Source organism: Solibacillus sp. FSL R5-0691, assembly GCF_037974225.1.
Classification (GTDB): Bacteria; Bacillota; Bacilli; order Bacillales_A; family Planococcaceae; genus Solibacillus.
On record NZ_CP150231.1, the window covers coordinates 1,721,168 to 1,745,639 of the forward strand.

Sequence of the window (24,472 nt, forward strand, 5' to 3'; positions counted from 1 at the left end):
TAATGACTTTTCGCACACCTTTTATTTTAAGCGAAGTATTCTTTGTAGAAACCGCCAACTTCACCTGTATTGTCGATGACAAAAATGAACTCTTCTGTTTCGTTTTTCACTTCATACTCTTTACCTACTGTTAAAACATTTGATACTAAATATTTCGATGCATCTGTATGTACGCATTTTACTGTGCGAATTGTCGGCGCATCTTTCCAATTTAAATGTAACATGTTGTTCCCTCACTTTTATCTATTATCGATACTCTCCTATTTTATATGATTTTCCTGCCAGTGGAAAGCGAGTTGTAGTAAAAATCAACTTTTCTTGTTTCTAAATGATCTCATTCAAGTTAAACTCCTAAATTTGTCGCTGTTAGAGATATTTGATAGAACAACTTTTCCATGTTAAACTCACAAACAGAGGTGGAAATAATGGTATTTGGTAGTGTTCCGATGTGGTTTTTTGCGATTGCCATTGCTTTTGTAATTGTATTTATAATAATAAGCGAATGGAATTCACGAAAATAAGCTCGCAGTTAACTGCGAGCTTATTGCTTTTACCGTAATGTTCGTTTCAGGAATTCTTTTGTACGGTCGTGTTTCGGGTTTACGAGCAATTGTTCCGGAGGGCCTTCTTCAACGATAACCCCTTTATCCATAAATACAATCCGGTCTGATACTTCTTTGGCGAACTCCATTTCATGAGTAACAATCAGCATTGTATTCCCCTGGTCTGCCAGATGGCGCATTACCTTTAATACTTCCCCTACCATTTCAGGGTCAAGCGCTGATGTCGGTTCATCAAACAGCATTACATCCGGATCCATTGCTAATGCACGAGCAATGGCAACACGTTGTTTCTGTCCACCGGATAAATGTTTCGGTTTCGCATTCTTATAGGCACTCATGCCGACAAGCTCCAAATACTTCATCGCATTTCGTTCGGCTTCCTCTTTAGAACGCTTCAACACTTTAATTTGACCAACAATACAGTTATTTAGCACATCCAGATTATTGAATAAATTGAACTGCTGGAATACCATACCTAAATGCGTACGGTACTTTTCAATTTGATGACCGTCATTTAAAATATTCTCACCATTGTAGATGATTTCGCCTGCTGTTGGTGTTTCCAGTAAATTAATGCAGCGTAACAGTGTAGATTTCCCTGAACCGGAAGAGCCGATCAATGTTACGACTTCCCCTTTGTTTACCTGGAAATTAACATCTTTTAAAACTTCGTGATCACCGAATTTTTTATTTAAATGGTTAATATCAATTACAACTGCCATCTTATTCACCGTCCTTATCTAGCTTGTTGCCTGTAATCAGTTCCACTTTATACGAAGATGGACCATCCATCTTTTTCTCGAATAATAGTAAGAAACGAGTTACAGTAAATGTCATGATAAAGTATAATACCGTCGCGATAAAGAACGCTTCGATGTATTTGTAGTTACTGCCTGCGATCGAATTCGCTGTAAAGAACAGCTCCACTACCGAAATGACACTTAATACAGATGAATCTTTAATATTCATAACGAACTGATTCCCTGTTGCAGGTAAAATATTGCGCGCTACTTGCGGCAGCACAATATGAATCATTGTTTGCAGGTGATTCATACCAATCGCCTGTGCAGCTTCAAATTGCCCTTTATCAATCGATACGATACCACCGCGTACATATTCGGCCATATAGGCGCCTGTGTTTAAACTGATGACAATAGAGGCTGCTAAAAAGCGGTCGATATCGATGCCTAAATAGACAAGACCGTAAAATACGACCATCGCTTGTACCATCATTGGCGTTCCTCTAAAAACTTCCACATATGCTGTTAAAATAAAATTAACAACCTTCAATAGTGCTGATTTAATATTTTTTTTGCGTTGTGGAATTGTGTGCATAATCCCGATGAAAAATCCGATCAGCGTTCCGCAAATTGTCCCGATAATTGCCAAGAGCAGTGCTGTCCATGCGCCTCGTACAAATAAATCCCAGTTGTCCGTAAACAAGTTCCATGATGATTCTAAAAATGCCATCGCCTTGTCCTCCGTTTCTATCTTTGTTTATATTATTTATGTACGAAATGATTATTTTAATAGAAAAAGGTTGTCTTCCGTCTGCCGGCAAGACAACCTCATTAAAACTGTTAATCCAACACGATTATTGTGCTGCTGGTTGATTTGCAATTGCGTCTTCCATTAATTGTTGACGCTCTTCTTCCGAAATTTCAGCTAAAACTTTGTTAATTTGTTCACGTAAATCAGAACCCTTTTTCAAACCTACCGCTACAGCTGTTGACGCTTCGTCTGCTTCGAAGTTTGGCTCAGGTACGATGTATTTAATGTTATTAAGTGCCATCTCAGCAGAGATACCTTCTGGACGTTCTGAAACATATCCATCAATTGCGCCTGACTGTAATTGTACACGCATTGCACCAAAATCAGTTGCCGCTACTTGTTTTTGAACACCTTCGATTTGATCGATTACATCATAGTGTGTTGTCGCTTGCTGACCAGTAATTTTCGCACCTGCAAAGTCAGATAATGAAGTTGCATTAGCATATGGGCCGTCTTCTTTTACAACGATGACATAGTCACTTGTATAATAGTTCTCTGTAAAATCAACTACTTCCTTACGTTCAGGCATTGGTGACATACCAGCAATTACTAGATCAATGGCACCTGATTGTAGTGATGGAATTAAGCCATCCCAGTCTGTCTTAACAATTTGAAGTTCCATGTCCAGACCTTCAGCGATTTTCTTCGCGATTTCCACGTCATAGCCTGCTGCGTATTCCTTAGAACCTTTAATTTGAACTCCGCCATTGGCATCATCTTTTTGTGACCAGTTGAAAGGTGCATACGCTGCTTCCATTCCAATTTTAAGCACTTTTTTGTCGGAATCAGAACCGCCTGTAGTACCTTCTTCGCTTGAGCCACATGCAGCCAGCAATAGCATTGTCATGGCTGTCAGTAAAATTAATAGTCTCTTTTTCATAGAAAATCTCTCCTCTTTTATTAAATTTCGGACGCATTATATGCAAAAAACGACCTAAAAGAAGAACTTTAGGTCGTTTAAATTATAATTAGCCCGAATCCTCTACAGTTCCCATTTTGAGATAGCACAACTCAACCATCAGGGATATAGATGATTGAGACAGTTCTGCAATTGTTCACTGCAGACCCAGCATTGTAAAATTGAGCATTTACAACACTTCGGCGATATTTCCTTCTTTTATATTTCACAGCCAGCTCATGGCTCCATATAAAACTGTTAAGTATCGCGCCTCTACCTCACGAGATTGTGAGGTTTTAATATGAAATTGATAAGTTTTATATTACATTATTGCGACATTTCCGTCAACAATCATTTTTCTGAAATTTTAAGGTGAAAAAAGTAAATGCGCAATACATAAAGTATCGCGCATTCGTAGAGAAAATACTATTAAGAATTTAATAATAAATCTTCTGGGTTTTCGATCATTTCTTTAACTGTTTTCAGGAAGCCAACAGAATCTTTACCATCGATGATACGGTGGTCGTAAGATAATGCTACGTACATCATTGGACGAATTTGAACTTCACCATTAACAGCTACTGGACGGTTTACGATTGAGTGCATACCTAAAATACCAGCTTGAGTACCGTTCATGATTGGTGTTGACATTAATGAACCGAATACACCACCGTTAGTGATAGTGAATGATCCGCCAGCCATGTCGTTTAAGCCTAATTTTTTGTCGCGTGCTTTTCCAGCTAACTCTGCAATGTTTTTCTCGATTTCAGCAAAGTTTTTCGCATTTGCATCACGAACAACTGGTACTACTAAACCTTCTTCAGTTGATACGGCAATACCGATATCGAAGAAGTTGTTTAAGTGAATTTCATCACCGTTAATTTGTGCATTTACATATGGATATTTCTTCAATGCTGCTACTACAGCTTTTGTGAAGAATGACATGAAGCCTAATTTAATATCGTTAGCTTTCACGAACTCATCTTGTTTACGTTTACGTAAAGCCATAATGTTCGTCATATCAATTTCGTTGAATGTAGTTAACATTGCAGTTGATTGCTTAACTTCTAATAGACGTTTTGCAATTGTTTGACGACGACGGCTCATTTTTTCAACTGTTACACGGTCTGTGTCAGCTGCTGGTGTAAAGATCATTGGACCGTTACCTGCTGCTGGTGCTTGAGTAGCTGATGCTGCAGGAGCTGCTGGTGCTGTACCATGAGCTGCAACGTCTTGTACACGTACGCGACCTTGTGGATCAACAGGTGAAATTGCTGCTAAGTCGATGCCTTTTTCACGAGCTAATTTACGAGCTGCCGGTGAAGCGATTACACGCTCACTTGAAGTTTCTTCGGCAGCAACTTGTGCAGGTGCTGCTGCTTTAGGAGCTTCTTCTTTTGCTGGAGCCGGAGCTGCTGCTGGTGCTTCTTCTTTAGCAGCTGGTGCAGGTGCTGCGCCTTCGCCAGCTTCAACAACTGCGATTACTTGTCCTACTAATACAGTATCGCCTTCTTCAGCTAAAATTTGCTTTAAAACGCCTGCTTCTTCAGAGATGATTTCAGCATTAACTTTATCAGTTTCTAACTCAACGATGAATTCGCCTTTTTCTACGCGATCTCCAACTTTTTTCACCCACTGGGCAATTGTACCTTCAGTAATTGATTCTGCTAATTCAGGGACTTTAATTTCAGCCACGTTCATATCCTCCTTTAATTACGCTACACATCCATTGTATAGCAAGCCACTTCTATTTTAAATAGAAGCAGCTCTTTTTAAACAAATCATTTATTACTTTTCAAGTGCTTCGTTCACTAATTTCGCTTGTGCTGCTTTATGTGAATCGCCATCACCTTCAGAAGTTGAGCTCATTGCAGGACGTCCTACATAGCGCACTTTTTTGCCTTCTGCGATATCATATAATGTTTCAAGAACATATGTCCATGAACCTTGGTTTTTCGGTTCTTCCTGTACCCAAACGATTTCTTTTACATTCGGGAAACGAGCGATAATATCTTTCACTTGTTGTGCAGGGAATGGATAAATTTGTTCAACACGAACAATGTGTAAGTGATCTAAGCCTTCGCCGTCTTTCACGCGTTCAGCTAAATCGATCATTACTTTACCAGTACCAAGTACTACTTTTTCTACCGCTTCTGTGTTTTTGCCTAAACCTTCTTGCTCGATTACTTCTTGGAAGCGACCGTTTGCAAGCTGTTCAGCAGTAGCTGCAGCAAGTGGGTGACGTAAAAGTGATTTTGGAGAAACCACTACTAATGGACGTACACCTTCAGTACCTAATAATGCAGCTTGACGGCGTAATAAGTGGTAGTAGTTGCCTGCATTTGAACAGTTCGCTACGAACCAGTTATTTTCTGCAGATAACTGCAGGAATCGTTCCATACGGCTTGATGAGTGTTCCGGACCTTGGCCTTCATAACCATGTGGTAAAAGAAGTACGAATCCGGATTTTTGACCCCATTTAGCGCGTGCACTTGAGATGAAGTTATCAAACATTACTTGTGCCATGTTTGCAAAGTCACCGAATTGTGCTTCCCATACAGATAATACATTTTGGTTTTCTAGATTATACCCGTATTCGAAACCTACTACACCTGCTTCTGTAAGTGGTGAGTTATAAACTGAGAATGATGCTTTTGCACCTTCAATGTGGTGTAACGGTGTAAATTCAGAACCATTGTTTTTATCATGTAATACTAAGTGACGTTGAGAGAACGTACCACGCTGAGCATCCTGACCAGTGAAACGAACAGGTGTGCCATCTTGTGTGATTGTTGCATATGCTAATGTTTCAGCATGACCCCAGTCGATTTTACCATCTGCAAAAGCATCACGGCGTTTAGCTAAAATTTTACCTAACTTGTTTTGCGGTTCAAAACCATCTGCAAAGACAAGAAGATCTTCATTTACTTTAGCAAGACGTTCAGCATCTACTTTCGTATCGATTTCAGGGAATTCGATTTTAAGTTCTTCCGGCATGTTAGGCGTTACATGCTCGTCTTTTTCAGCCATTTCTTTTACATGATCATACGCAGCTTGCATTTCCGCATAAATAGCAGTATCTAATGCTTTTACTTCATCAGCAGACATAACACCTGCTTCTGCTAATTCTGCACCGTATAATGCACGAATTGGTTCATGTTTTGCTACTAATTTATATGTTTCAGGGTTTGTTACTGTCGGATCATCTGTTTCGTTATGACCGTAACGGCGGTAACCGATTAAGTCGATTACGATATCCTTTTTGAACTTCGCACGGTATTCCGCAACAAAGCGACCAACAGCTGCCACTGTTTCAGGGCTATCAGCGTTTACATGGATTACCGGAATATCATAGCCTTTTGCAGGGTCAGATGAGTAATTAGATGAACGTGAATCATGTAATTCAGTCGTGAAACCGATCATGTTGTTCGCGATAATTTGTACAGTACCACCTGTTTTGAATCCAGCTGTTTGAGAGAAGTTGAAGCCTTCCGTTACAATCCCTTGACCAGCGAATGCCGCGTCACCGTGTAAAATGATACCGAATGCATTTGATGGATCATGTTTTGCAACACCTGTTTCTGATACATCATCTTGTGCTGCACGTACAGAACCGATTACAAGCGGATTCCCTACTTCTAAGTGAGATGGGTTGTAAGCTAATTTAACGTTCAATCCTGAATCATGAGTGTAAGATGCACCCATATGATATTTAACGTCGCCAGTCCAGCCTTTTGTAATTTCTAGTTTACCGTCTTCTGGGAAGAATAGGTCATTAGAAACATGGGCAAAGTCAGAGAACATCATATCGTATGGTTTATTTAATACGTGAGTTAATACGTTTAAACGACCACGGTGTGCCATACCAATTCGAACGTTTTTTACACCTTTCGCTTCAGCTGATTTGATAATTTCATCTAATAAAATGATTTGAGTGTCTAAACCTTCTCCAGAGAAACGTTTTTGACCAACAAATGTTTTATGAATGAATTTTTCAAAGTTTTCAATGCGTGTTAAACGCTCTAATACTGCTTTCTTTTCATCAGCAGATAACGTTTTTTTGAATGTGCCGCCTTCTACTTGCGCTTCGATCCAAGCACGTTCTTCGGGATTTTGTAAATGTGCAACTTCCACACCAATTTTATCAGTGTAGACAGATTTTAAATAATCAATTGCTTCCTTACCGTTTGTAACACCTGCAGGAACATTAGCGAAAAATACTGATGCAGGAATAGCCTGTAAATCTGATGCTGTTAAATTGAATACGCTTTCTTCAATGCGCGAAGTATCTAATTGACGATTTTTTAATGGGTATAAATCTGCTGCTAAATGGCCGTACTCACGAATTGATTCTGCCAACTTAACTGCTGCTAAAACTTTTTTGTAGTCTCCAGTACCTGTTACTGCTGCTGTTGCAACCGGTTGTTGACCATCTGCAAATACAGGACCACCGTAAGCCTGGAATAATTCCACTAGTTCCGGTTCTACTTCTTCAGGAGATTGCAGGAATAAGTCATACTGCTCTAATACATAACCTAAGTTAGGACCAGAAAACGCTGACCATGGAGAACCTGCAGGTAATACATTGTTCGACATGAAAATAACCTCCAAATTTTTGCCTTATGGCTGTTCCAATAATTTACTTAAAAAGGTATAATTTTGTATATTACAATACAAAAATTACCTTCTTTTGTACGTAGATAAATTAAGTACCCTCTTTTTATCTACCAAAACAAAGCAAATAATATTTTATCATTCTTCCACATGGACTAAAAGCACATTTATATACGGCGGAAGAACATTTTTTCCATCTCAATCTTACTACTCTTCACAAAAAATACAACTCTTTTTATCAAATTAAGCAATTTTTTTCGTGAACTATTGAAATAGTAATTAGATTGAGAAAAATTATTCATTTTTTAAGAAGTTTAAGGTAAAAAAAGGTACCTTTCTGTATTTTACTTTCGACATCAATTTCCACTTCATATTTATCTGCGAGCATCTTTGTAATACTTAACCCAAGTCCAGTACCTGCAATTTTATTAGTTCGTGATGCATCCACTCGGTAAAACCGATCGAAAATATGTGGTAAATGTTGTTCAGAAATACCGATACCATTGTCTTCTATCTTAACTAAAATCTGCGACTGTAATTCATTATAATCAATTGTTACATGAAGATTTGGAACATTGCTATTATATCGTATACTATTACTCAAAATATTTCTAAAGATTTGCGCTAAAGCATGCTCGGTAATGGAGGCAGCCGCTTTATCACCGTTTACGGTCAGACGAAACTCAGTGCTGGGATGGAGCTGCAGTAATTCATCTCTTACTTGTTCGTATACTTGTTCTATATCAGCTGAAGCTTTTTCATCTGCCTGTTCCCTTCTTGCCAGTTGCAATAGTTCCTCAATCATTTTCCTCATACGCGCAATTTCGGTTAACGAAGTGTTTAATGCTTCTTCCATTACTTCCGGTTCGTCTTTCCCCCACCGTTTGATTAAAGATAAATGACCTTCAATAACTTGAATCGGTGTTCGCAGTTCATGTGAGGCATCTGCGACAAATTGCTGCTGCTTTGTAAATGAAATTTCAAGTTCATTCATCAAAGTACGATACATATGAAGTAAGTCGCCAATTTCATCTTTTGCCGTATAATCAAATTTCGGCTGAGCTGCAAACCCGTTTTTTCTGACGTAACTCATGGCATCCCTTAACTGAACAAGCGGTTTCATTAACATATTCGCCAAGTAATAACTGATCATAACCGAAAATAAAATAGCACCAAAACCGATAATAAAGATGGTCGTCAAAATATAGTTCATCATCGAATGAAATGCAGCTAAAGGGTGAATCAGCTGCATAATTCCTTGAAATTGACCGATCTGAACGACTCTATGGATGACAAAGTTCTCAGATCCTGAAATCATCTGCTTTTCAATCATCGTTGAATAATAATTTTGAGTTTTGGGCAGTCCTGCAGCCGGCGCAGCATCATTGATACGCATTACCTCAATACCATCCAAATTAAATACACGTACTGTTTGTTCCTGATTTAAAATAGCTTTCATCAATGCTGTGTTGTTTTGAAGTGCCTGTACTGTAACAGTGTTTCCTTGTGATTCAAAATAGGTTGTCATATCATCAACCGTTCGCAATGCATTTTTTTCCTCATTATGAATCAGCCATGTTTGCAGCGCGATATACAGCACAACAGATATGAGGGCATAGCTTACAAAAATCGTTACCCCGACTGCGAGCATCCACTTCGATTTTAAGGAAAGGTTCAGTAATTTGTTTTTCATCATCCTCACCCGCGTATCACATAGCCAACACCACGTACAGTTTCAATGTACGGAGTATTTTCTGTTTGCAGTTTTGAACGTAAATGGCGAATATATACATCGACTACATTAGTTTCTACCTCAGAATCAAATCCCCAAACCATTTCTAAAATATGTTCCCTTGTACATACATGATTTTTGTTCTCCACAAGCAGCTTTAATAAATCAAATTCTTTTCTGGTAAGCTCGATTTTGTTATTTTCAAATATTACTTCATATGCCTGAACATCAATTACCAAATCTCTATAAACGAGTTGCTTAGATTTTTGAGTGTGCTTGACTCTCCTTAATATCGAACGAATCCGGGCCAGTAGTTCCTCGATCGCAAAAGGCTTCACAATATAGTCATCTGCCCCTGCATCCAATCCTGACACACGGTCCATGACTTCATCACGTGCGGTTATTAACAGAATCGGTACATCGCTGAATTTACGTATTCTTCTGCATACTTCAATTCCATTTAATTGCGGCAGCATGACATCGAGTAAAATACAGTCGAATTGTTCACTTTCCGCCAATTCGAGACCCGTCCTCCCATCATATGCAGTAACGGTTTCAAACTGCTCATGCTTAAGTTCCAATTCAAGGAAACGCGCAATATTCTTTTCATCTTCAATAATTAAAATCTTCTGGTTCATCAGCTTCCCTCTCTATCAACAATCTATATCAACATTTAGTGTACCAATTGTATTTTACAATAAAAAAAGAATACGGAGTAAATTTCCGTATTCTTGAAAATGAAATAAAGATATAACTTTAATTGAAAGACTGTTTCGCTTTGTATAATTCCTGATCCGCTAAATCAATTAATACATCCAGGCTTACACTATGCTTTGGATATATTGATAGGCCCATTGAGGCTGTAGGGGAGAAATGTGCCTCTCGAATCATCCATCCAATTTGCAGATTTTCTTTGATTCTGCCCATAATTTGAGCGAGTTGAGCAGTACGATCTGTCTCGTAAATGGACAACCCTGTTAAAACTATTAAAAATTCATCTCCGCCAAGCCTTATAACGAGGTCTTCATTTCGTACGCTTCGAACGAGCGATTTACCGAATTGAATTAAAAATTCATCGCCAACATCGTGGCCGTACAGATCATTTACTCGTTTAAAATTATCCCCGTCAAGATATAAAATCGCCAGGCAGGTGCCTGTTTCATCCGCTTCTGCCTTAAGCATCGGAAAGTCCTTATACAGTTTACGGCGATTCCCTAGCTGTGTCAGACTATCATGATACGCTAAATAGGTTAACTGATCTTCCAGCTGCTTTCGCTCGGTAATTTCTCTAGAAACCATGACGATTTCCGTAATTTCATGATTTGCCAGATCAAATGTTAATGTATAATTCCCTTCCGTCCATATCGTACTATTATCTTTTTTATACAAAAGCAGTTCAATTTTTTGTTCCTCTACTCTATCAACCAATACGGGGTTCAATGCTTCATGCCACAGTTGAACACATTCAGGCTTCAGCAATCGATCATACGGGACACCAATCAGCTCTTCCTCATGATAACCAAGTTTCCTTGTATAGGAAGGTGAAGCGTATTTAATTTTTCCGTAGCGGTCTGTGACGACAATAAAATCATTTGTGTTTTCAGTAATCGCTCTGAAATTGCGTTCAATTTTATAAAGGTCGGACATTAATTGCTTTTCAGACGAAATATTATATTGCACCATTAAAAACTGCTCGATATCCCCTAGCTCATTTTTCAAAGGGATCACAGTGGAATCCACCCAATAAATATCGCCATTCTTTCTGCAATTGCACACTTCATCACGCCAAATCCCTTCTTTACTGACATTATGCCAATAACTCGTTGAACCAAAATCAGATTGATATGTCGAATGTAAAAAGTGGTAAGGCTTGCCGATTAATTCGCCACGCGTGTAACCTGTATTTTCGATAACCCGTTCATTGACATCCATCATATTTCCGTCAGCATCAGTAAAAATAACTTCGGCAAATGAATTGATCGCATTTTTGAACATTTCCAAGCCATGCGATGCCGTTCGTAATGCCTGTCCTTGTTTAATAAACTCTGTTATTTCCTGCAATATAATAAATACGGCAATATTATCACCATTACTTGTCAGCGTCGAAAAAGAAGCAGTAAAACATCGCTGTTCATTATATTTATCAATAAAGAACAGCATTTTTGATTGAATATTTTCACCAAGCTGCGCACGTTTCAAATAAGATTTTAATCTCTTTGCCATTTTTCTTTCTATAAATGGCATATCTAATATACTGGTACGGGATGCATCTTCCAACTGTATATTAAATTCATCCAAAAATTTCGTGTTGGCTTCAAGAAGCTGCAGATCATTGGAAACGAGTATTGTTGATAAAAATGAGTTGGAAAATAAGGAGCGCATAAATAAATATTTATCTTCCAAATCTAGACTCATCGACACTTCCTTTGTTATAGCCAAAATATAATTTTTCCCGTCTTGTGTTACTGGAATAGTTGTCGTTCTTTGTTTTCGAACATTCATTCTTTCATAGGTGAAATCCTCGAATTCAACTTGTTTGTTTTGTTCGAGTGTTAAGTCATAATGGTGAATAATTGTTTTTGCCAAATGGGACGGGATTACCTGTTCGATCGTTTTGCCGCAGGGATTTGTATTAATCAATTTTACTGCAGCATCATTGACAAAAATATAACGATACTTTTCATCTGTTTTTTCCATAAAGAACACAGCATCATTACTATTTTTGAATAACAAATTCAATAGATCCATTGAATAAATGGAACTCATCATCCTTGTCCCCCTACTTTACTGATCTTTACAGAAAGCTTTCTATTTTATCTTTCACAAAAACTTTGCATTTCTCATATTGGATTTGCTCTTCTGAAGGCTGTATACGAACTAACTCAATTTTTTCTTCTTGCAACTCGAATTCATACTCCCCTAATATCGTTGCATTTCCGATCAGTGCCAATTCCCAGCTTCCTTCATTATTAGAAACCTCACATTGAACAAAGCCTCCCGGATTATAGACGGTTACTTTACTACTCGAAACGTAGCCTTCAATTGAGGCAATTAGGGCAGAGGCAGTCATTGCAGTACCGCATGCATTTGTAAAACCTACACCTCGCTCATAAGTTCGGACAAAAATCTCATCAGCCGATAATGGTTGTACATAGCTGACATTCACTCCATCAGGGCAATATTCATTTTCACTGTTCAAACAGGCAGCAAGTTGCTGCTGGTGTGTTGTGTTTTCGATATATTTTTTATCAACGATTCCGATTAAATGCGGGTTCGGTACTGATATTGCTGTAAAAGGAATTTCTTCTGAAAAAGCAGGTATTACTTCATGGCGCAATTGTTGTTTGTCCTCTACCTTCATTGGCAATGAAGCTAATTCAAAGGAAATGGGCGAGATTTCAACAGAGTATGTAGGTAGCTGTTCAAAAATGGAGTCTTCTCGTTTCACTTTCAGGCATGCATGCATTGTTTCAATAACCGCTTCATTTACATTGAATTTTTCGCAGACATACCGTGCGACACAGCGCAAACCATTTCCGCACATCGAAGCTTCCGAGCCATCTGCATTGATGACGCGCATTTTTGCATCTGCCACGGAAGACGGAAGCACCAGTAATAAGCCATCTGCTCCACCATCATTGGTTGGGGGGCATAATTGTTTTGTGATATTCACAAAATCAAATTGTTCGTCATATAATGCTTCGTATAAATAAAATGTATTGCCAGAACCATGTACTTTTATTAGTTGAATATTCATATTTTTGTACCTCCACGCTCTCTCTTATTTTATTATATTATACTTTTAAAAAATTCATCTTGTCATTAATAGTTTTTATTTACGCATTTTTCTGAATATATCGACTTTTAACAGAAAAAAATGTTTTTTTCGAGCTTGAAAGTTGCGACAAGAGAATATATTATAATAAACTGTAGATATATTTCTTATTTCGATATTGTTATTAATTGTCTAGGATAGAGCGAGACATACGAATTATGCATAATAGTTTAACGTCAAATTCTTTTAGGTAAGATCAAGCTCGAAATGACTACTGCCTTATGATAAAGAACCTTTTAGCATCAGAAGATTATTCGCACCATTTCTTTAACAACAGGCTCTACCATTTTCTTCTTAAAAGGAGGCGTTTCACATGTTAAAACAGAGAGAACTTCATGAAACAGCAGAATTATACGAATTATTACGTCATCCGTCTGTGTTTCCATTCGTACGTCAGAAAGCGACTTCAGCTGAAGAGTATTTATTTATGACTAAACAATTAATTGAAGAAGAACAAAACGGATTAACGATTTCACGTACAATTGTAGATGATTGGGGTGTCCCAATCGGAACAATCAGTATTTTTGATATCCAAGATGGCGCCGGCTTTTTAGGAACATGGATCGGCAAACCATATCAAGGCATCGGTTATAATCAGAAAGCGAAATTAGCGTTTTTAAATGAACTATTTTTCGACTATGATTTCCATACAGTTTTCTTACGCATCCGCGAAGAAAATGCGCGCTCACAAGCAGCAGCACTAAAATTACCTTATGTAGTAGATGCCGAGGAATCAAATCCATCTCTTTTCGCACAAATTAATCAAGGCGTAAATAAATTCCGTCTTTTCAAAATTCCAAAGGATCTGTTCTATTTAACGACAGCAAATACGCTCGAAGAAGCAGAAGAACAGGCAATGTAAAGAAGAAGTTTCACAGTGATGCGAATCCCTACTTTACGCTTATATGAATGTCACGTTATAAATATTCCTTAAACAAAACAAGGGGCTACCTTAAAAGTATGAACTTTTAGGTAACCCCTTTTTTATCGATTATTTTTCATATTGAGTAATTAAAGCAACCATTTCTTTCGGAGTTTTCGGATGTTCGACCTCCAGCATATGATCGATCATTTCTTCCGCTTTCTCTTCAAGCTTCTGAATTGCTTGCATGAATGACGCTTTTGTCAATTTTTCCTCATCCAATACTTGTGCAAAGCCTTGTTTTTTAAACAAGTTGGCATTTAAAATCTGATCGCCGCGACTTTTTGCAGCAGATAGAGGAATAAGCAGCATCGGCTTATGCAACGCTAAAAATTCAAAAATCGAGTTCGAACCGGCACGCGATACAACATAATCTGTCGCATACAATAAATCCGGCAATTCTGTCGTCACATATTCAAATTGACGGTAGCCCTGAAGATTTTCAAGTTTTTTGTCGGCGTTCCCTTTACCACATAAATGGATGATCTGGTAGTTCTCAAGCAAGGCCGGTAAATTTTCGCGAAGCGCATCATTTATTACGACAGATCCCAAGCTTCCGCCCATAACAAGCATTACTTTTTTCTCGGTTGTAAATCCACATAACGCCATGCCCCGTTCGCGATTCCCTTCAAATAGCTGCTGACGGATGATCGAACCCGTACAAGTCGATTTGTCGATCGGTAAATGTTTCATCGTTTCTTTGAATACCGTGAAAATATGGGACGCGAACGGCAATGAAATTTTATTTGCTAATCCAGGCGTTACATCCGATTCATGAACAACAACCGGTATATTTGCCAACTTTGCCGCAATCACAACAGGCACTGATACAAATCCACCCTTTGAAAAAATGACGGTCGGCTTAATTTTCTTGATAACTGAAAAGGCTTGTGTAATCCCCGCCATCACTTTAAACGGATCTGTAAAGTTCTGTACTGAAAAGTATCGACGCAGCTTTCCGCTTGAAATACTATGATATGGCAAAGAAGGGAAAGCATTTGTAATCAGTTCCTTTTCAATCCCATCATGTGAGCCTATATAATGGACATTATACCCCGCTTCCTGCAATGAAGGGATAATCGCTTCATTTAGTGATACGTGACCGGCCGTACCTCCGCCTGTTAAAATAATTGTTTTTTCTTTCATAAATTTCTCCTAACAAAGCAATTGTCATTGCATCTATCTTATGCAATAGTACATTTCAACATGCTTCGATAAATATCTTATTTATTTGTTGTTACTTTTTATTTTCATGATTGTTTTACAAAACTCTTAAACTTTTCTTTTTTAATAACCTTAAATTATTATTTCAAAAAAATGATTTATGTAATTATCACTTCAATTCCTGGAATTTTCGTCTCTTTTCAAAAGAGACTTTTAAAAGTATACCGTATATTGTAGCACATTTTGGCACTTTATAAAGCTTTTCTCTAAAATTGGGTGTTTTCACATATAAATTTTTAAAGTTCCCAAAAAATAATTAGTATTCAATAAAAGTATTTATATTGTTTCAAGAATTCCGTTAATGCTTTGAAAAACCAAAAAGCTATCCTTTTCAAATGCGAAAAGAATAGCTTCAGCAAAATATTTTTTAATAAATGTTGTGTCCAACTGTTCCCTTCCTGTACATAGCCGACACTATTGACGAATTAAGGTACAGAAATAATTTCAAGATTATTGATGTTCTCACCAATAATCACTAGGTTCGGTTCCATTTTTATATATTCCGGCAGCCATTGGACCATTCCATAGGCATACTGGAACAACATTGGATTTTTGATGCCTTCAATCGGGACGTACCCTTTCATACGGTAAACCGTATCGGGCAAAGTTCGAACCCAATCTTCAAACTGTTCTTGAGTAAAGCTTGTGTCAAACCGTACGAGGCGAGAGCCTAAATTAAAGCTTTCACCTATACGTGCTGACACGATGTCTTCTTTAGAAACCCGAGCTGTAGACTGCATATTTTGCAATAACTTCAACGGTACTCGTCCATTAGTTGTCTGAAGGATAAAAGCATTTGCATTGAACCCTTGCAGCTCATAGACAACTTGCGCCTGTTCCGATTCCGTAAGCAAGTCCGTTTTGTTCGCCAATAACAGATGGGCATGACGAATTTGTTCCATAAATAGTGAACGTACCTGTGGCGTCAGACTTGAGCGGTCTAACCATAAGCGGCTGTCTGCCACTGTTACAATCCCCTTAATATTTAACTTATCCGCAAATAAAGGCGAGTAGACTGCATCCAGTGCTTCTACAGGGTGTGCGGCCCCTGTTGTTTCAATAATAAGTACATCAAATTCTTGATCGTGTAAAAGCGATTGAATTTGCGCTTCCGTTTTTTCCGCCCCACTGCAGCAAATACAGCCTTCCAGCATTTCCTTCAAAGGTACATCCTGTTCCACCGCCTGTGAATCAAAAGGCAGCTTTCCTAATTCATTCATAATTACAGCAGGCTTTAAATTTGCCTCTTTCAATTGACGAATGACATCGGTCAACATGGACGTTTTGCCGCTTCCTAAAAATCCGCTAAATAAATATACATCTTTCATCGTTTCACTTCCTATAATAATGGGCTGGCAATCAAGTGTTTTTGCACTTTTTGCCAGCCCGCAATTTTTATTCTTTTGTCGTTTCTTCAGGCTTTATATCCAATAATTCTTTTGCCTTTAAAATTTGAGGATCTTCATTTTTCAGCTTTTCGCTAATTGCATCCATTAAGGCATAGGTTGTATCGCCTGTTAAAATACCTGTCACTTCAAGTTCATTATCTTGTTGGTATTCTTTTAATGCTGCTTCTGTCGATTCGTCAAACTTTGTATCAACTTCACCTGGTTCATAACCTAAAACTTCCAAGATGCGCTCAGCTGTTTTGATGGACGCATGATCGGAATTCTGTTCATATGTCTGGCTTGGATCAATATATGGTAATGAAGCATAATCCGGATAGTCAACTTTCACATCCGGTGCAATTCCTTTTTCATTCACCCAGTTGCCGTCTGGTGTTAACCATTTGCCTGTTGTGAACTTCAAGTTTGCTCCGTCTTCCATATAGATGATTTCCTGCATTGTCCCTTTACCAAAGGAAGTCAAACCAACGATTTGGGCACCTGCAGACTCTTTTAGAGCACCTGCCAAAATCTCAGAAGCAGAAGCACTTCCTTCATCGATTAAGATTGTTAAAGGAAGTTTATATTTAGAACGATTATCTGCAGCTACAATTTGTGGCGCTTCATCTTTTTCTTGAATTTGAACGATTGTTTTTCCTTCTTCAACAAACAAGTTTGAAATATCGATTGCTGCTTTTAAATAGCCGCCTGGATTCTGACGTACATCTAAAACAATCCCTTTCATTCCCTGTTTTTCATATTCAATTAACAGTTTTTCCAGTTCTACTGCAGTATTTTCACTGAAAGATGTGATTTGGAAGTGAGCAATTCCTTCTTCATCAATATCACCATATACAGTTTCTACCGGAATATCATCACGCACAATAGTTGTATCAAAGCTTTCAGCATCTCCGCGCTGAATTGTCAGAGTGACTTCAGATCCTTTTTCACCGCGAATCAATAACACAGCTTCTGTAGAGCTCATGCCTTTGACGCTTTTCCCGTCAACCGCTAATACCATATCTTTCGGTTGTAAACCTGCTTTTTCTGCAGGAGTATTTTTAATTGGAGATACGATCATGATATATCCATTTCGCTCTTGAATCTCCGCACCAATTCCTTGAAAACTTGAAGAAAGGCTTTCATTGAAAGAGGTTGCCTCATCTTTATTCATATAATCAGAATAAGGGTCACCCAATGCATCAAACATTCCGTTGATTGCACCATATACCACTTCTTCTTCATTTATGTCTTCATAATATTTTTGCTGAAGTGCATCATACGCATCATAAAGTTTTTTGAATTCTGCCCGTTCTACCGGTTCTTTTACTTCCACAACTTTCTTTTCACCGAATGTTAACGCAAAAATTGTTAAACCGGCTGTACATAAAATTGTCAGGAAAATAACCATTATGAATGCAAATGGTTTCATGCGTAAATACTTTCCTGCCGGTTTTGTTATTTGCTCTTCGTTTAAACCGTTTTGATCCTCATCTCTTTTTTGTTCATCCATTTCAATTTCACCACTCTCATTTATACACTGTCTGATGTCACACTATACCAATAATATCAGTTTACAAGCGACTAGAAAAGGATAGACGTCATTTTTTTTATTTCATTTCATATTAAATAGGAAAAAGCAGCGATTTCCGCTATATAGGGGACTCGCTGCCTGATCTATTATTCAGTTTTTGCTTCTTTTAAAACTTCATTTGGTATATTGATCTCTTTTACTTCATCGAATTTAGAATAGACAATGTTTGCATCATTTTCAATCGTTGTTTCCTGACCTTCGACATTTGTGATGATTTTCAGATCCATATCCATTTCTTTAATGTCAAACGTATCTTTTGCTACAACTATATTATACTGTGAATCTTCAAAGGACATATTTTTTAAAATCTCCTCATTCATTTCCATTGATTCTCCAAGGCTTGCACCCATTTGCGAAAGGATGAACTGCTTGAATTGATCCCCTTCTATATTCAATGTCAGTAAATAATTTTCTTCGTCTTGTTCAAAACTGAAATCTTCGATAAACTGCTCAAGCTGTTCAAGTTGCTGTGATGCATCTGCCTGTGCACCGGTTTGCGCTAACAGCTGTTCATATTGTTCATCCGGCATTTTCAGCCATTCATTCGATTCGCCGTTATATAAGTAAAAGCCATCTTCTTCTGTCATATACATTTCAATAGGCATTTCCATGTTATCCTCGCCCATATCCATTTCTATTGTTCCTTTAGAATACATGGCCATCGGATTTTGCTGAATGTCCATTGCCAAATTTGAGTTGCTTGTCATTTCCATCGTCTGACCATCCATTAAGAAAGTCGTCACCTGATCCATTTTTGTTTCAGCATGAACACTTTTTAAATTTTGCTGGCGCTGCATGGCATTTTCATATACTTGCTGTAAAGTTAAATTGGCTTCGTTTTCTGTACCGTCAACCGGTTCTGCTGTATCCCCACATCCTGCAACCAATGCAATTGATAATGTAGACATTGCGAATAAATATCTTTTTTTCAAATTATTTCAACCCTTCCTACAGTAAACTTCCCCTATCCATTCCCTAATATGTACTATTTATATCGTTAAAATTGAAATAAGGTTAATTGTATTTTAATTTATTATTAAAAATCTTCTATGGAAAGCGTGCATTTTTTTAGAAATGCCGGATAGAATAAAAAGTGTCTACAGGCATAGACACTTTTTATTGTTCACCAATTTAGTTTTATACCGTATTGTTCATTTAAAAACACATGCAGCTCTTTATAAGTACAAAGCGCAATCCCGATCACAATTTCATTTTCATTCATGTCTTTTTCGATTCTCAGGTTGTTATCAAAAATGTGGAAATTCATCGGCAATGCTTTAATATCGACACTAATATTATGTGCGGCTTTGTTGCGCCAATAATTCAGCAACCATAAGTTTTCGAATAATTTCTGTTCGATTAAACCTAATGCATAAACAGAATAGACTTTCGTACTGTAATTGGAGCTCGCCATCGGGATATAAGTTGCCTGATCCTTGAAGCTCCGAACTTTTGGCAGCTTTTCCTGAATCAAATGGTTAATGGCATTTTCACAAAACAGACTCACCGTGACAATATTCGCTAACGGATCCACTGTGCTTGAGATTCGATCAATAAATTTCTTCGCTACTTCCTGACTCATCCCCTCACTCCTTTTTACTTTTTGACCGTCATCTTTTGTGCTTTAAAATTGCCGGTATTTCAGTTTGCCCACAACATAAAATCGATATGCCAAACATCGGCTAAGAAAATTTTTGAAATTTTAATCGGCGAAAAAACTAAAAATGCACAATACAGATGTAATGTGCATTTACCCAATTATTGAATATGTGCGCTTTCCTGCTATTTCTTCATTAGCTTGATTTGGCGCTCCATTCTTTTATCTGCTTTATAATCACGAACAATCAAAATTGCATGAATCACTGCCGGTATCCATATTAAAAAACATAAGAAAAAGTTAATTAATGCTTGGATCGGTTTTCCGCAAAACAGGACGGCTAAAGGCGGCAAGAAAATAGCTAATAAATACATCATTTGTTTCACCTGCTCCTTAAACTTTATTTATTGAATTAGTCTGCCCATTAAATTGACCGCTATTATAAATCATTTTCTCTAAATGAAATAACATTCCGTATGTTCTGACCACAAAAAAAAGCACCTAACAGTTATTACCTGTCAGGTACTTTCGAATTAGCATTGCAATCCCTTACTATTATTAGTCTTGAATAGCCGCTTCCAACGCAATAACCATCATGTCATTGAACGTAGTTTGGCGTTCTTCTGAAGTTGTTACTTCACCAGTTAAGATGTGGTCAGATACAGTTAATACTGTTAAAGCTTGACGACCGAATTTCGCAGCTAATGTGTAAAGTGCTGAAGTTTCCATTTCAACAGCTAATACGCCATATTGCGCTAATTTTTCGTTTTGTGCTTCATCTGAATAGAACATATCTGCAGTGAAAATATTACCTACACGTACATTTAAGTTCGCTTCTTTAGCAGCATTGTATGCTTTCAATAATAAATCAAAGTCTGCAGTTGGTGCATAATCGATTGTACCGCCGAAAACAACGCGATTCATATTTGAATCTGTAGACGAAGTTTGTGCAATAATAACGTCACGTACTTTCACGTCTTTTTGAATCGCACCACAAGTACCTACACGGATTAGTTTTTGTACACCGTACTCTTGCATTAATTCAGTAGCATAAATTGAAATGGATGGTACACCCATGCCTGTACCTTGTACAGAAACACGTTTCCCTTTATAAGTTCCTGTGTAGCCAAGAATGTTACGTACTTCGTTATATTGTACAACATCTTCTAAAAATGTTTCGGCAATATATTTTGCACGTAATGGATCTCCTGGTAATAGTACAATTTCTGCAATGTCGCCTTTTTTGGCATTAATATGAACGCTCATCAAAAAACCTCTTTTCATCATAATTCTTTTAAATTGTAAACGTTTTCGTATAAACATTCAATCGTTAGACGTCTTGCTTCACAAAAAAATTTGCATAAAAAACAATATTTGGACAAAATAACGATTAATTTTACGCAGCTTGCCTTACTTTCACTATACCCCATCTGGCAAATTGCATGCAAAACATTGCTTATACCGAAAATTTATTTTCATAAAGGTCCCATAATTGGTCAAAGGCACCGATTGTTAAAAATTCATTGGACTGAAATTCTATATAATTTGTAAGCTCATCAAAGCTGTCAGACATTTTTGGAAAAGCATGATCGTGAAACATGCTTTCCGCAAAACGCACTTTCTCGTCCGACCATTCTCCCCCTCTAAATGTGAGAGCAAAATGATAAAATGATTTTTTCAAAATTTTCCCTCCTTTATACTTTTTTCACAATAAATAGTGTAAATTTCCCATTCATGTAGTAAAATAGTTAAATATTGATTTTTCAGAAAGTGGTGAATTATTTGCGAAAGAGCAAGAAAAATAAACCTAATAAAGAAAAACGAATAAAAAAATCTATTAAACCGAAAGCCCTATTTCACTTCTTTCACCTAATACGAGGGAAAATTTTAATTACTTTTACTATTTTAATGGCAATAATTATCTCGATGCAAATTTTGTCGTATATCAATATAACAAATTTGGAGAATAATTTACGAGAATTTGCTGAAGAAAATCTCCAGCAGCAAATGCATATCAATAGTTTAGCTTCTGATATCGCGAAACTTTCAAGCCATGAACAAACTTATTTAATTACGGGCGACGAAAAATTTCTTCAATTATATGAAGAGACGAAGGAACGAATACATACAAATTTAACATCTGTTGAAGCATCGTTTAGAAATCAGGATGAAGAACTTAAAATCGTCGGCTTAATCCAACAGTTTTATGCTAATTATTTATCCTATTCTAAATCGACGATTGAAGTACGTCAAAAATATGGCTATGAAAATGCCGCTAAACTGTTTGCTAATAGCGGAAGTCAAAATTTCAAAGGCTATATAGATGAAAATACAGGGAAACTGATTCAAATACTTGAACAGCGCAATGAAAAAACGATTTCTGACTTGGAACAGTTTGCATTTGCCTCAAAAATAATGATTTCTGCCTTAACGGGTGTTGCTGTTATTTTAACTATTTCATTGGGTTACATATTATCGAAATCGATTCGGAGAAATACGAAAAAAATCAATGAATCGATTCTGGATATCGCACAAGCTGGCGGTGACTTAACACGACGTGTAAACGTTAAAACAAAAGATGAATTTTCATTAATAGCAAATTCCACGAACATTTTAATCGAATCAATCTCTGCTTTGGTGAAACGCGTGTCAAACCTTGCCGATAATGTATCGGGAAGTTCACAGGAATTAATGGCACTAGCAGATGAAAACGCGCGAACAATTGATTTTATTGCTGATTCTACGATGAACATCGCGAGTGATAGCAGTGAAATTCTAAACAGTATCGGAAGTGCCGGAAATGAAATGCAAAATTTGGAACAATCGATGCATATTTTAGATGAAAAGGCTCGGGAAGTTCAGCAAGCGGCATCTGAAATGAAAAACGCTGCACATCAGGGTAGCAGATCGGTGAATCATTCAGCCAATGTGATGCTTGAAATTGAAGAAACAATGGCAACAACTTCGGATACGGTTGAAAAATTAGGGGAAAGATCCAAAAATATTACGTCCATTATCAGTACCATTACAGCAATTGCCGAACAGACGAATCTCCTAGCTTTAAATGCGGCGATTGAGGCTGCTCGGGCCGGAGAACATGGACGGGGCTTTGCGGTTGTAGCGGCTGAAGTTCGAAAACTTGCTGAGCAATCCCAAAAAGCAGCAAAAGAAGTTTCAGCAATTGTCGGATCGATTCAAACAGAGGTCAATTCCATTATCGAGCAAAACCACACTGGGGTAGAAAAAGTAATCCGCGGTGTTGAAGTGACGAATGAGACGACAAATTCTTTACAAAATATTTTACTGCAAACAGAGAAAACATCTGATATCTTAACACAAATGGTTACTCAGATTGAACAAACGTTAAATAATAGTCACAGTGTCACAACTTCATTCGTACATGTGGCAGCGATTGCAGACAATACTGCTGCGAATACAGAACGCAGTGCAGCAGCTGCATCACAAGGTTCCGCATCCATGGAGGAAATTAATGCTTCAGCCGTCGAACTGGCTTCACAAGCTGATCACCTGCGAAGTGTTGTTAACGAATTTAAAATCTAAAAAAAACTCGCTCATGGGTAATTCCATAAGCGAGTTTTTTTATTCAAACAATGATTTATATTCAGCGTAACCTTCTTTTTCAAGATCCTCTACCGGAATAAAGCGCAATGCCGCTGAGTTAATGCAATAACGCAATCCACCCAATTCTTGTGGACCATCAGGAAATACATGGCCTAAATGGGAATCGGCTGTTTTACTGCGGACTTCCACACGACGCATACCGTGTGATGTATCAAAATGCTCTGTTACCACCACTGACTCAATTGGCTTTGAAAAAGATGGCCAGCCGCATCCTGCATCATATTTGTCTTTTGAACTGAAAAGTGGCTTTCCTGAAACGATATCCACATAGATACCATCTTCGAAAACATCATTGTACTCATTGCGGAATGGAGGTTCCGTTCCTTGGTTTTGAGTAACATGATACTGCATATCTGTTAATTCTTTTAAACGCTGCTCTTTATTCATTTATTTCGACCCCCAGTGTTTTTCGATAAATCCTGCACGTCCAGAACCTACAGAATAGCGTTCGTAATGTGCCGGATTCTTTTTATAATAGTGCTGATGATAATCTTCCGCTGCGTAAAATGGCTTTGCTTCAAGTATTTTAACAGCAATCGGTGATCTGAATTTACCGCTCGCCTCCAGTTTGGACTTGGATAGTTCCGCAATCTGCTTTTGGACATCATCATGGTAAAAAATCGCCGTAGTGTATGATTCGCCACGGTCATAAAATTGACCGCCTGCATCTGTCGGATCAATCAGTGTCCAATAAAGTTCAACCAGTTTTTCATACGGATAAATTTCAGGATCAAACGTAATCTGAACTGCCTCGAGATGCCCCGTTGTTTCACTGCATACTTGTTCGTATGTCGGGTTTTCAACATGACCGCCCGTGTAACCGGAAACGACTTCTATAATACCGGGCTGTTGGTCAAATGGCTTTACCATACACCAAAAGCAGCCCCCTGCAAATGTCGCTTTTTCATATGCCAT

At 37.7% G+C, this 24,472-nt stretch carries 22 protein-coding genes and 1 riboswitch; of the genes, 2 read left to right on the forward strand and 20 right to left on the reverse strand.

Annotation, left to right across the window (positions count from 1 at the left end; all coding sequences use genetic code 11):
* Nucleotides 1-26: 26 nt before the first annotated feature.
* The 10 genes from MKY51_RS08470 to dapF all read right to left on the reverse strand — a co-directional run bounded on the left by MKY51_RS08470 (nucleotide 27) and on the right by dapF (nucleotide 13,115).
* Nucleotides 27-224, reverse strand: coding sequence for a DUF6501 family protein (locus MKY51_RS08470; RefSeq protein WP_079526794.1), 198 nt, complete (start codon nucleotides 222-224; stop codon nucleotides 27-29).
* Nucleotides 225-550: 326 nt separating this feature from the next.
* Nucleotides 551-1,285, reverse strand: a complete 735-nt coding sequence (locus tag MKY51_RS08475; protein ID WP_339176485.1) for an amino acid ABC transporter ATP-binding protein — start codon at nucleotides 1,283-1,285, stop codon at nucleotides 551-553.
* Between the two features lies 1 nt (nucleotide 1,286).
* Complete coding sequence (locus MKY51_RS08480; protein ID WP_339176486.1) at nucleotides 1,287-2,033, reverse strand: amino acid ABC transporter permease; 747 nt, start codon at nucleotides 2,031-2,033, stop codon at nucleotides 1,287-1,289.
* A gap of 124 nt (nucleotides 2,034-2,157) precedes the next feature.
* Nucleotides 2,158-2,994, reverse strand: coding sequence for a transporter substrate-binding domain-containing protein (locus tag MKY51_RS08485; RefSeq protein ID WP_339176488.1), 837 nt, complete (start codon nucleotides 2,992-2,994; stop codon nucleotides 2,158-2,160).
* 114 nt (nucleotides 2,995-3,108) lie between these two features.
* Nucleotides 3,109-3,296: riboswitch (Lysine riboswitch) on the reverse strand.
* 145 nt (nucleotides 3,297-3,441) lie between these two features.
* Nucleotides 3,442-4,707 carry a 2-oxoglutarate dehydrogenase complex dihydrolipoyllysine-residue succinyltransferase gene (gene odhB / locus MKY51_RS08490; RefSeq protein ID WP_339176489.1) on the reverse strand — a complete coding sequence of 422 codons (1,266 nt, stop codon included), beginning with the start codon at nucleotides 4,705-4,707 and terminating at the stop codon, nucleotides 3,442-3,444.
* A gap of 93 nt (nucleotides 4,708-4,800) precedes the next feature.
* Nucleotides 4,801-7,608, reverse strand: a complete 2,808-nt coding sequence (locus MKY51_RS08495) for a 2-oxoglutarate dehydrogenase E1 component (protein WP_339176490.1) — start codon at nucleotides 7,606-7,608, stop codon at nucleotides 4,801-4,803.
* Nucleotides 7,609-7,924: 316 nt separating this feature from the next.
* The gene (locus MKY51_RS08500; RefSeq protein ID WP_339176491.1) at nucleotides 7,925-9,319 is read right to left on the reverse strand and encodes a HAMP domain-containing histidine kinase; all 1,395 of its coding nucleotides are present in this window, start codon (nucleotides 9,317-9,319) and stop codon (nucleotides 7,925-7,927) included.
* Nucleotides 9,320-9,324: 5 nt separating this feature from the next.
* Nucleotides 9,325-9,996, reverse strand: coding sequence for a response regulator transcription factor (locus MKY51_RS08505; protein WP_339176493.1), 672 nt, complete (start codon nucleotides 9,994-9,996; stop codon nucleotides 9,325-9,327).
* Nucleotides 9,997-10,114: 118 nt separating this feature from the next.
* The gene (locus MKY51_RS08510; protein WP_339176494.1) at nucleotides 10,115-12,127 is read right to left on the reverse strand and encodes a diguanylate cyclase; all 2,013 of its coding nucleotides are present in this window, start codon (nucleotides 12,125-12,127) and stop codon (nucleotides 10,115-10,117) included.
* 25 nt (nucleotides 12,128-12,152) lie between these two features.
* Nucleotides 12,153-13,115 carry a diaminopimelate epimerase gene (dapF, locus tag MKY51_RS08515; RefSeq protein WP_339176495.1) on the reverse strand — a complete coding sequence of 321 codons (963 nt, stop codon included), beginning with the start codon at nucleotides 13,113-13,115 and terminating at the stop codon, nucleotides 12,153-12,155.
* 391 nt (nucleotides 13,116-13,506) lie between these two features.
* Here dapF and MKY51_RS08520 point away from each other — a divergent pair, with 391 nt between their 5' ends.
* Entirely contained in the window at nucleotides 13,507-14,055 is a 549-nt protein-coding gene (locus tag MKY51_RS08520) for a GNAT family protein (RefSeq protein WP_339176496.1), read from the forward strand.
* A 129-nt stretch (nucleotides 14,056-14,184) separates the two neighbouring features.
* Here the strand turns inward: MKY51_RS08520 and MKY51_RS08525 are convergent, their stop codons facing one another.
* The 8 genes from MKY51_RS08525 to MKY51_RS08560 form a co-directional block, all read right to left on the reverse strand.
* The gene (locus MKY51_RS08525; RefSeq protein ID WP_339176497.1) at nucleotides 14,185-15,261 is read right to left on the reverse strand and encodes an undecaprenyldiphospho-muramoylpentapeptide beta-N-acetylglucosaminyltransferase; all 1,077 of its coding nucleotides are present in this window, start codon (nucleotides 15,259-15,261) and stop codon (nucleotides 14,185-14,187) included.
* 503 nt (nucleotides 15,262-15,764) lie between these two features.
* A complete protein-coding gene (locus MKY51_RS08530) occupies nucleotides 15,765-16,667 on the reverse strand; it encodes a CobW family GTP-binding protein (protein WP_339176498.1) in 903 nt (300 codons plus the stop codon).
* Between the two features lie 67 nt (nucleotides 16,668-16,734).
* On the reverse strand, nucleotides 16,735-18,237 hold the full coding sequence (locus tag MKY51_RS08535; protein WP_339176499.1) for a S41 family peptidase: 1,503 nt from the start codon (nucleotides 18,235-18,237) through the stop codon (nucleotides 16,735-16,737).
* Between the two features lie 167 nt (nucleotides 18,238-18,404).
* Complete coding sequence (locus tag MKY51_RS08540) at nucleotides 18,405-19,250, reverse strand: DUF6612 family protein (RefSeq protein ID WP_339176500.1); 846 nt, start codon at nucleotides 19,248-19,250, stop codon at nucleotides 18,405-18,407.
* Nucleotides 19,251-19,441: 191 nt separating this feature from the next.
* Nucleotides 19,442-19,900 carry an RND transporter gene (locus tag MKY51_RS08545; protein WP_339176501.1) on the reverse strand — a complete coding sequence of 153 codons (459 nt, stop codon included), beginning with the start codon at nucleotides 19,898-19,900 and terminating at the stop codon, nucleotides 19,442-19,444.
* Between the two features lie 200 nt (nucleotides 19,901-20,100).
* Nucleotides 20,101-20,292, reverse strand: coding sequence for a YqaE/Pmp3 family membrane protein (locus tag MKY51_RS08550; protein ID WP_339176502.1), 192 nt, complete (start codon nucleotides 20,290-20,292; stop codon nucleotides 20,101-20,103).
* 181 nt (nucleotides 20,293-20,473) lie between these two features.
* On the reverse strand, nucleotides 20,474-21,181 hold the full coding sequence (gene deoD / locus MKY51_RS08555; protein ID WP_251687817.1) for a purine-nucleoside phosphorylase: 708 nt from the start codon (nucleotides 21,179-21,181) through the stop codon (nucleotides 20,474-20,476).
* 190 nt (nucleotides 21,182-21,371) lie between these two features.
* The gene (locus MKY51_RS08560; RefSeq protein ID WP_339176503.1) at nucleotides 21,372-21,596 is read right to left on the reverse strand and encodes a YozE family protein; all 225 of its coding nucleotides are present in this window, start codon (nucleotides 21,594-21,596) and stop codon (nucleotides 21,372-21,374) included.
* A 92-nt stretch (nucleotides 21,597-21,688) separates the two neighbouring features.
* Between MKY51_RS08560 and MKY51_RS08565 the strand changes: the two genes are divergently transcribed.
* Nucleotides 21,689-23,476, forward strand: a complete 1,788-nt coding sequence (locus tag MKY51_RS08565) for a methyl-accepting chemotaxis protein (protein WP_339176600.1) — start codon at nucleotides 21,689-21,691, stop codon at nucleotides 23,474-23,476.
* A 39-nt stretch (nucleotides 23,477-23,515) separates the two neighbouring features.
* On the opposite strand, the gene msrB is transcribed toward MKY51_RS08565, so the two are convergent.
* The gene (msrB, locus tag MKY51_RS08570; RefSeq protein WP_339176504.1) at nucleotides 23,516-23,944 is read right to left on the reverse strand and encodes a peptide-methionine (R)-S-oxide reductase MsrB; all 429 of its coding nucleotides are present in this window, start codon (nucleotides 23,942-23,944) and stop codon (nucleotides 23,516-23,518) included.
* Nucleotides 23,945-24,472: a peptide-methionine (S)-S-oxide reductase MsrA gene (msrA, locus tag MKY51_RS08575; RefSeq protein WP_339176506.1), complete on the reverse strand. Its 528-nt coding sequence runs from the start codon at nucleotides 24,470-24,472 to the stop codon at nucleotides 23,945-23,947.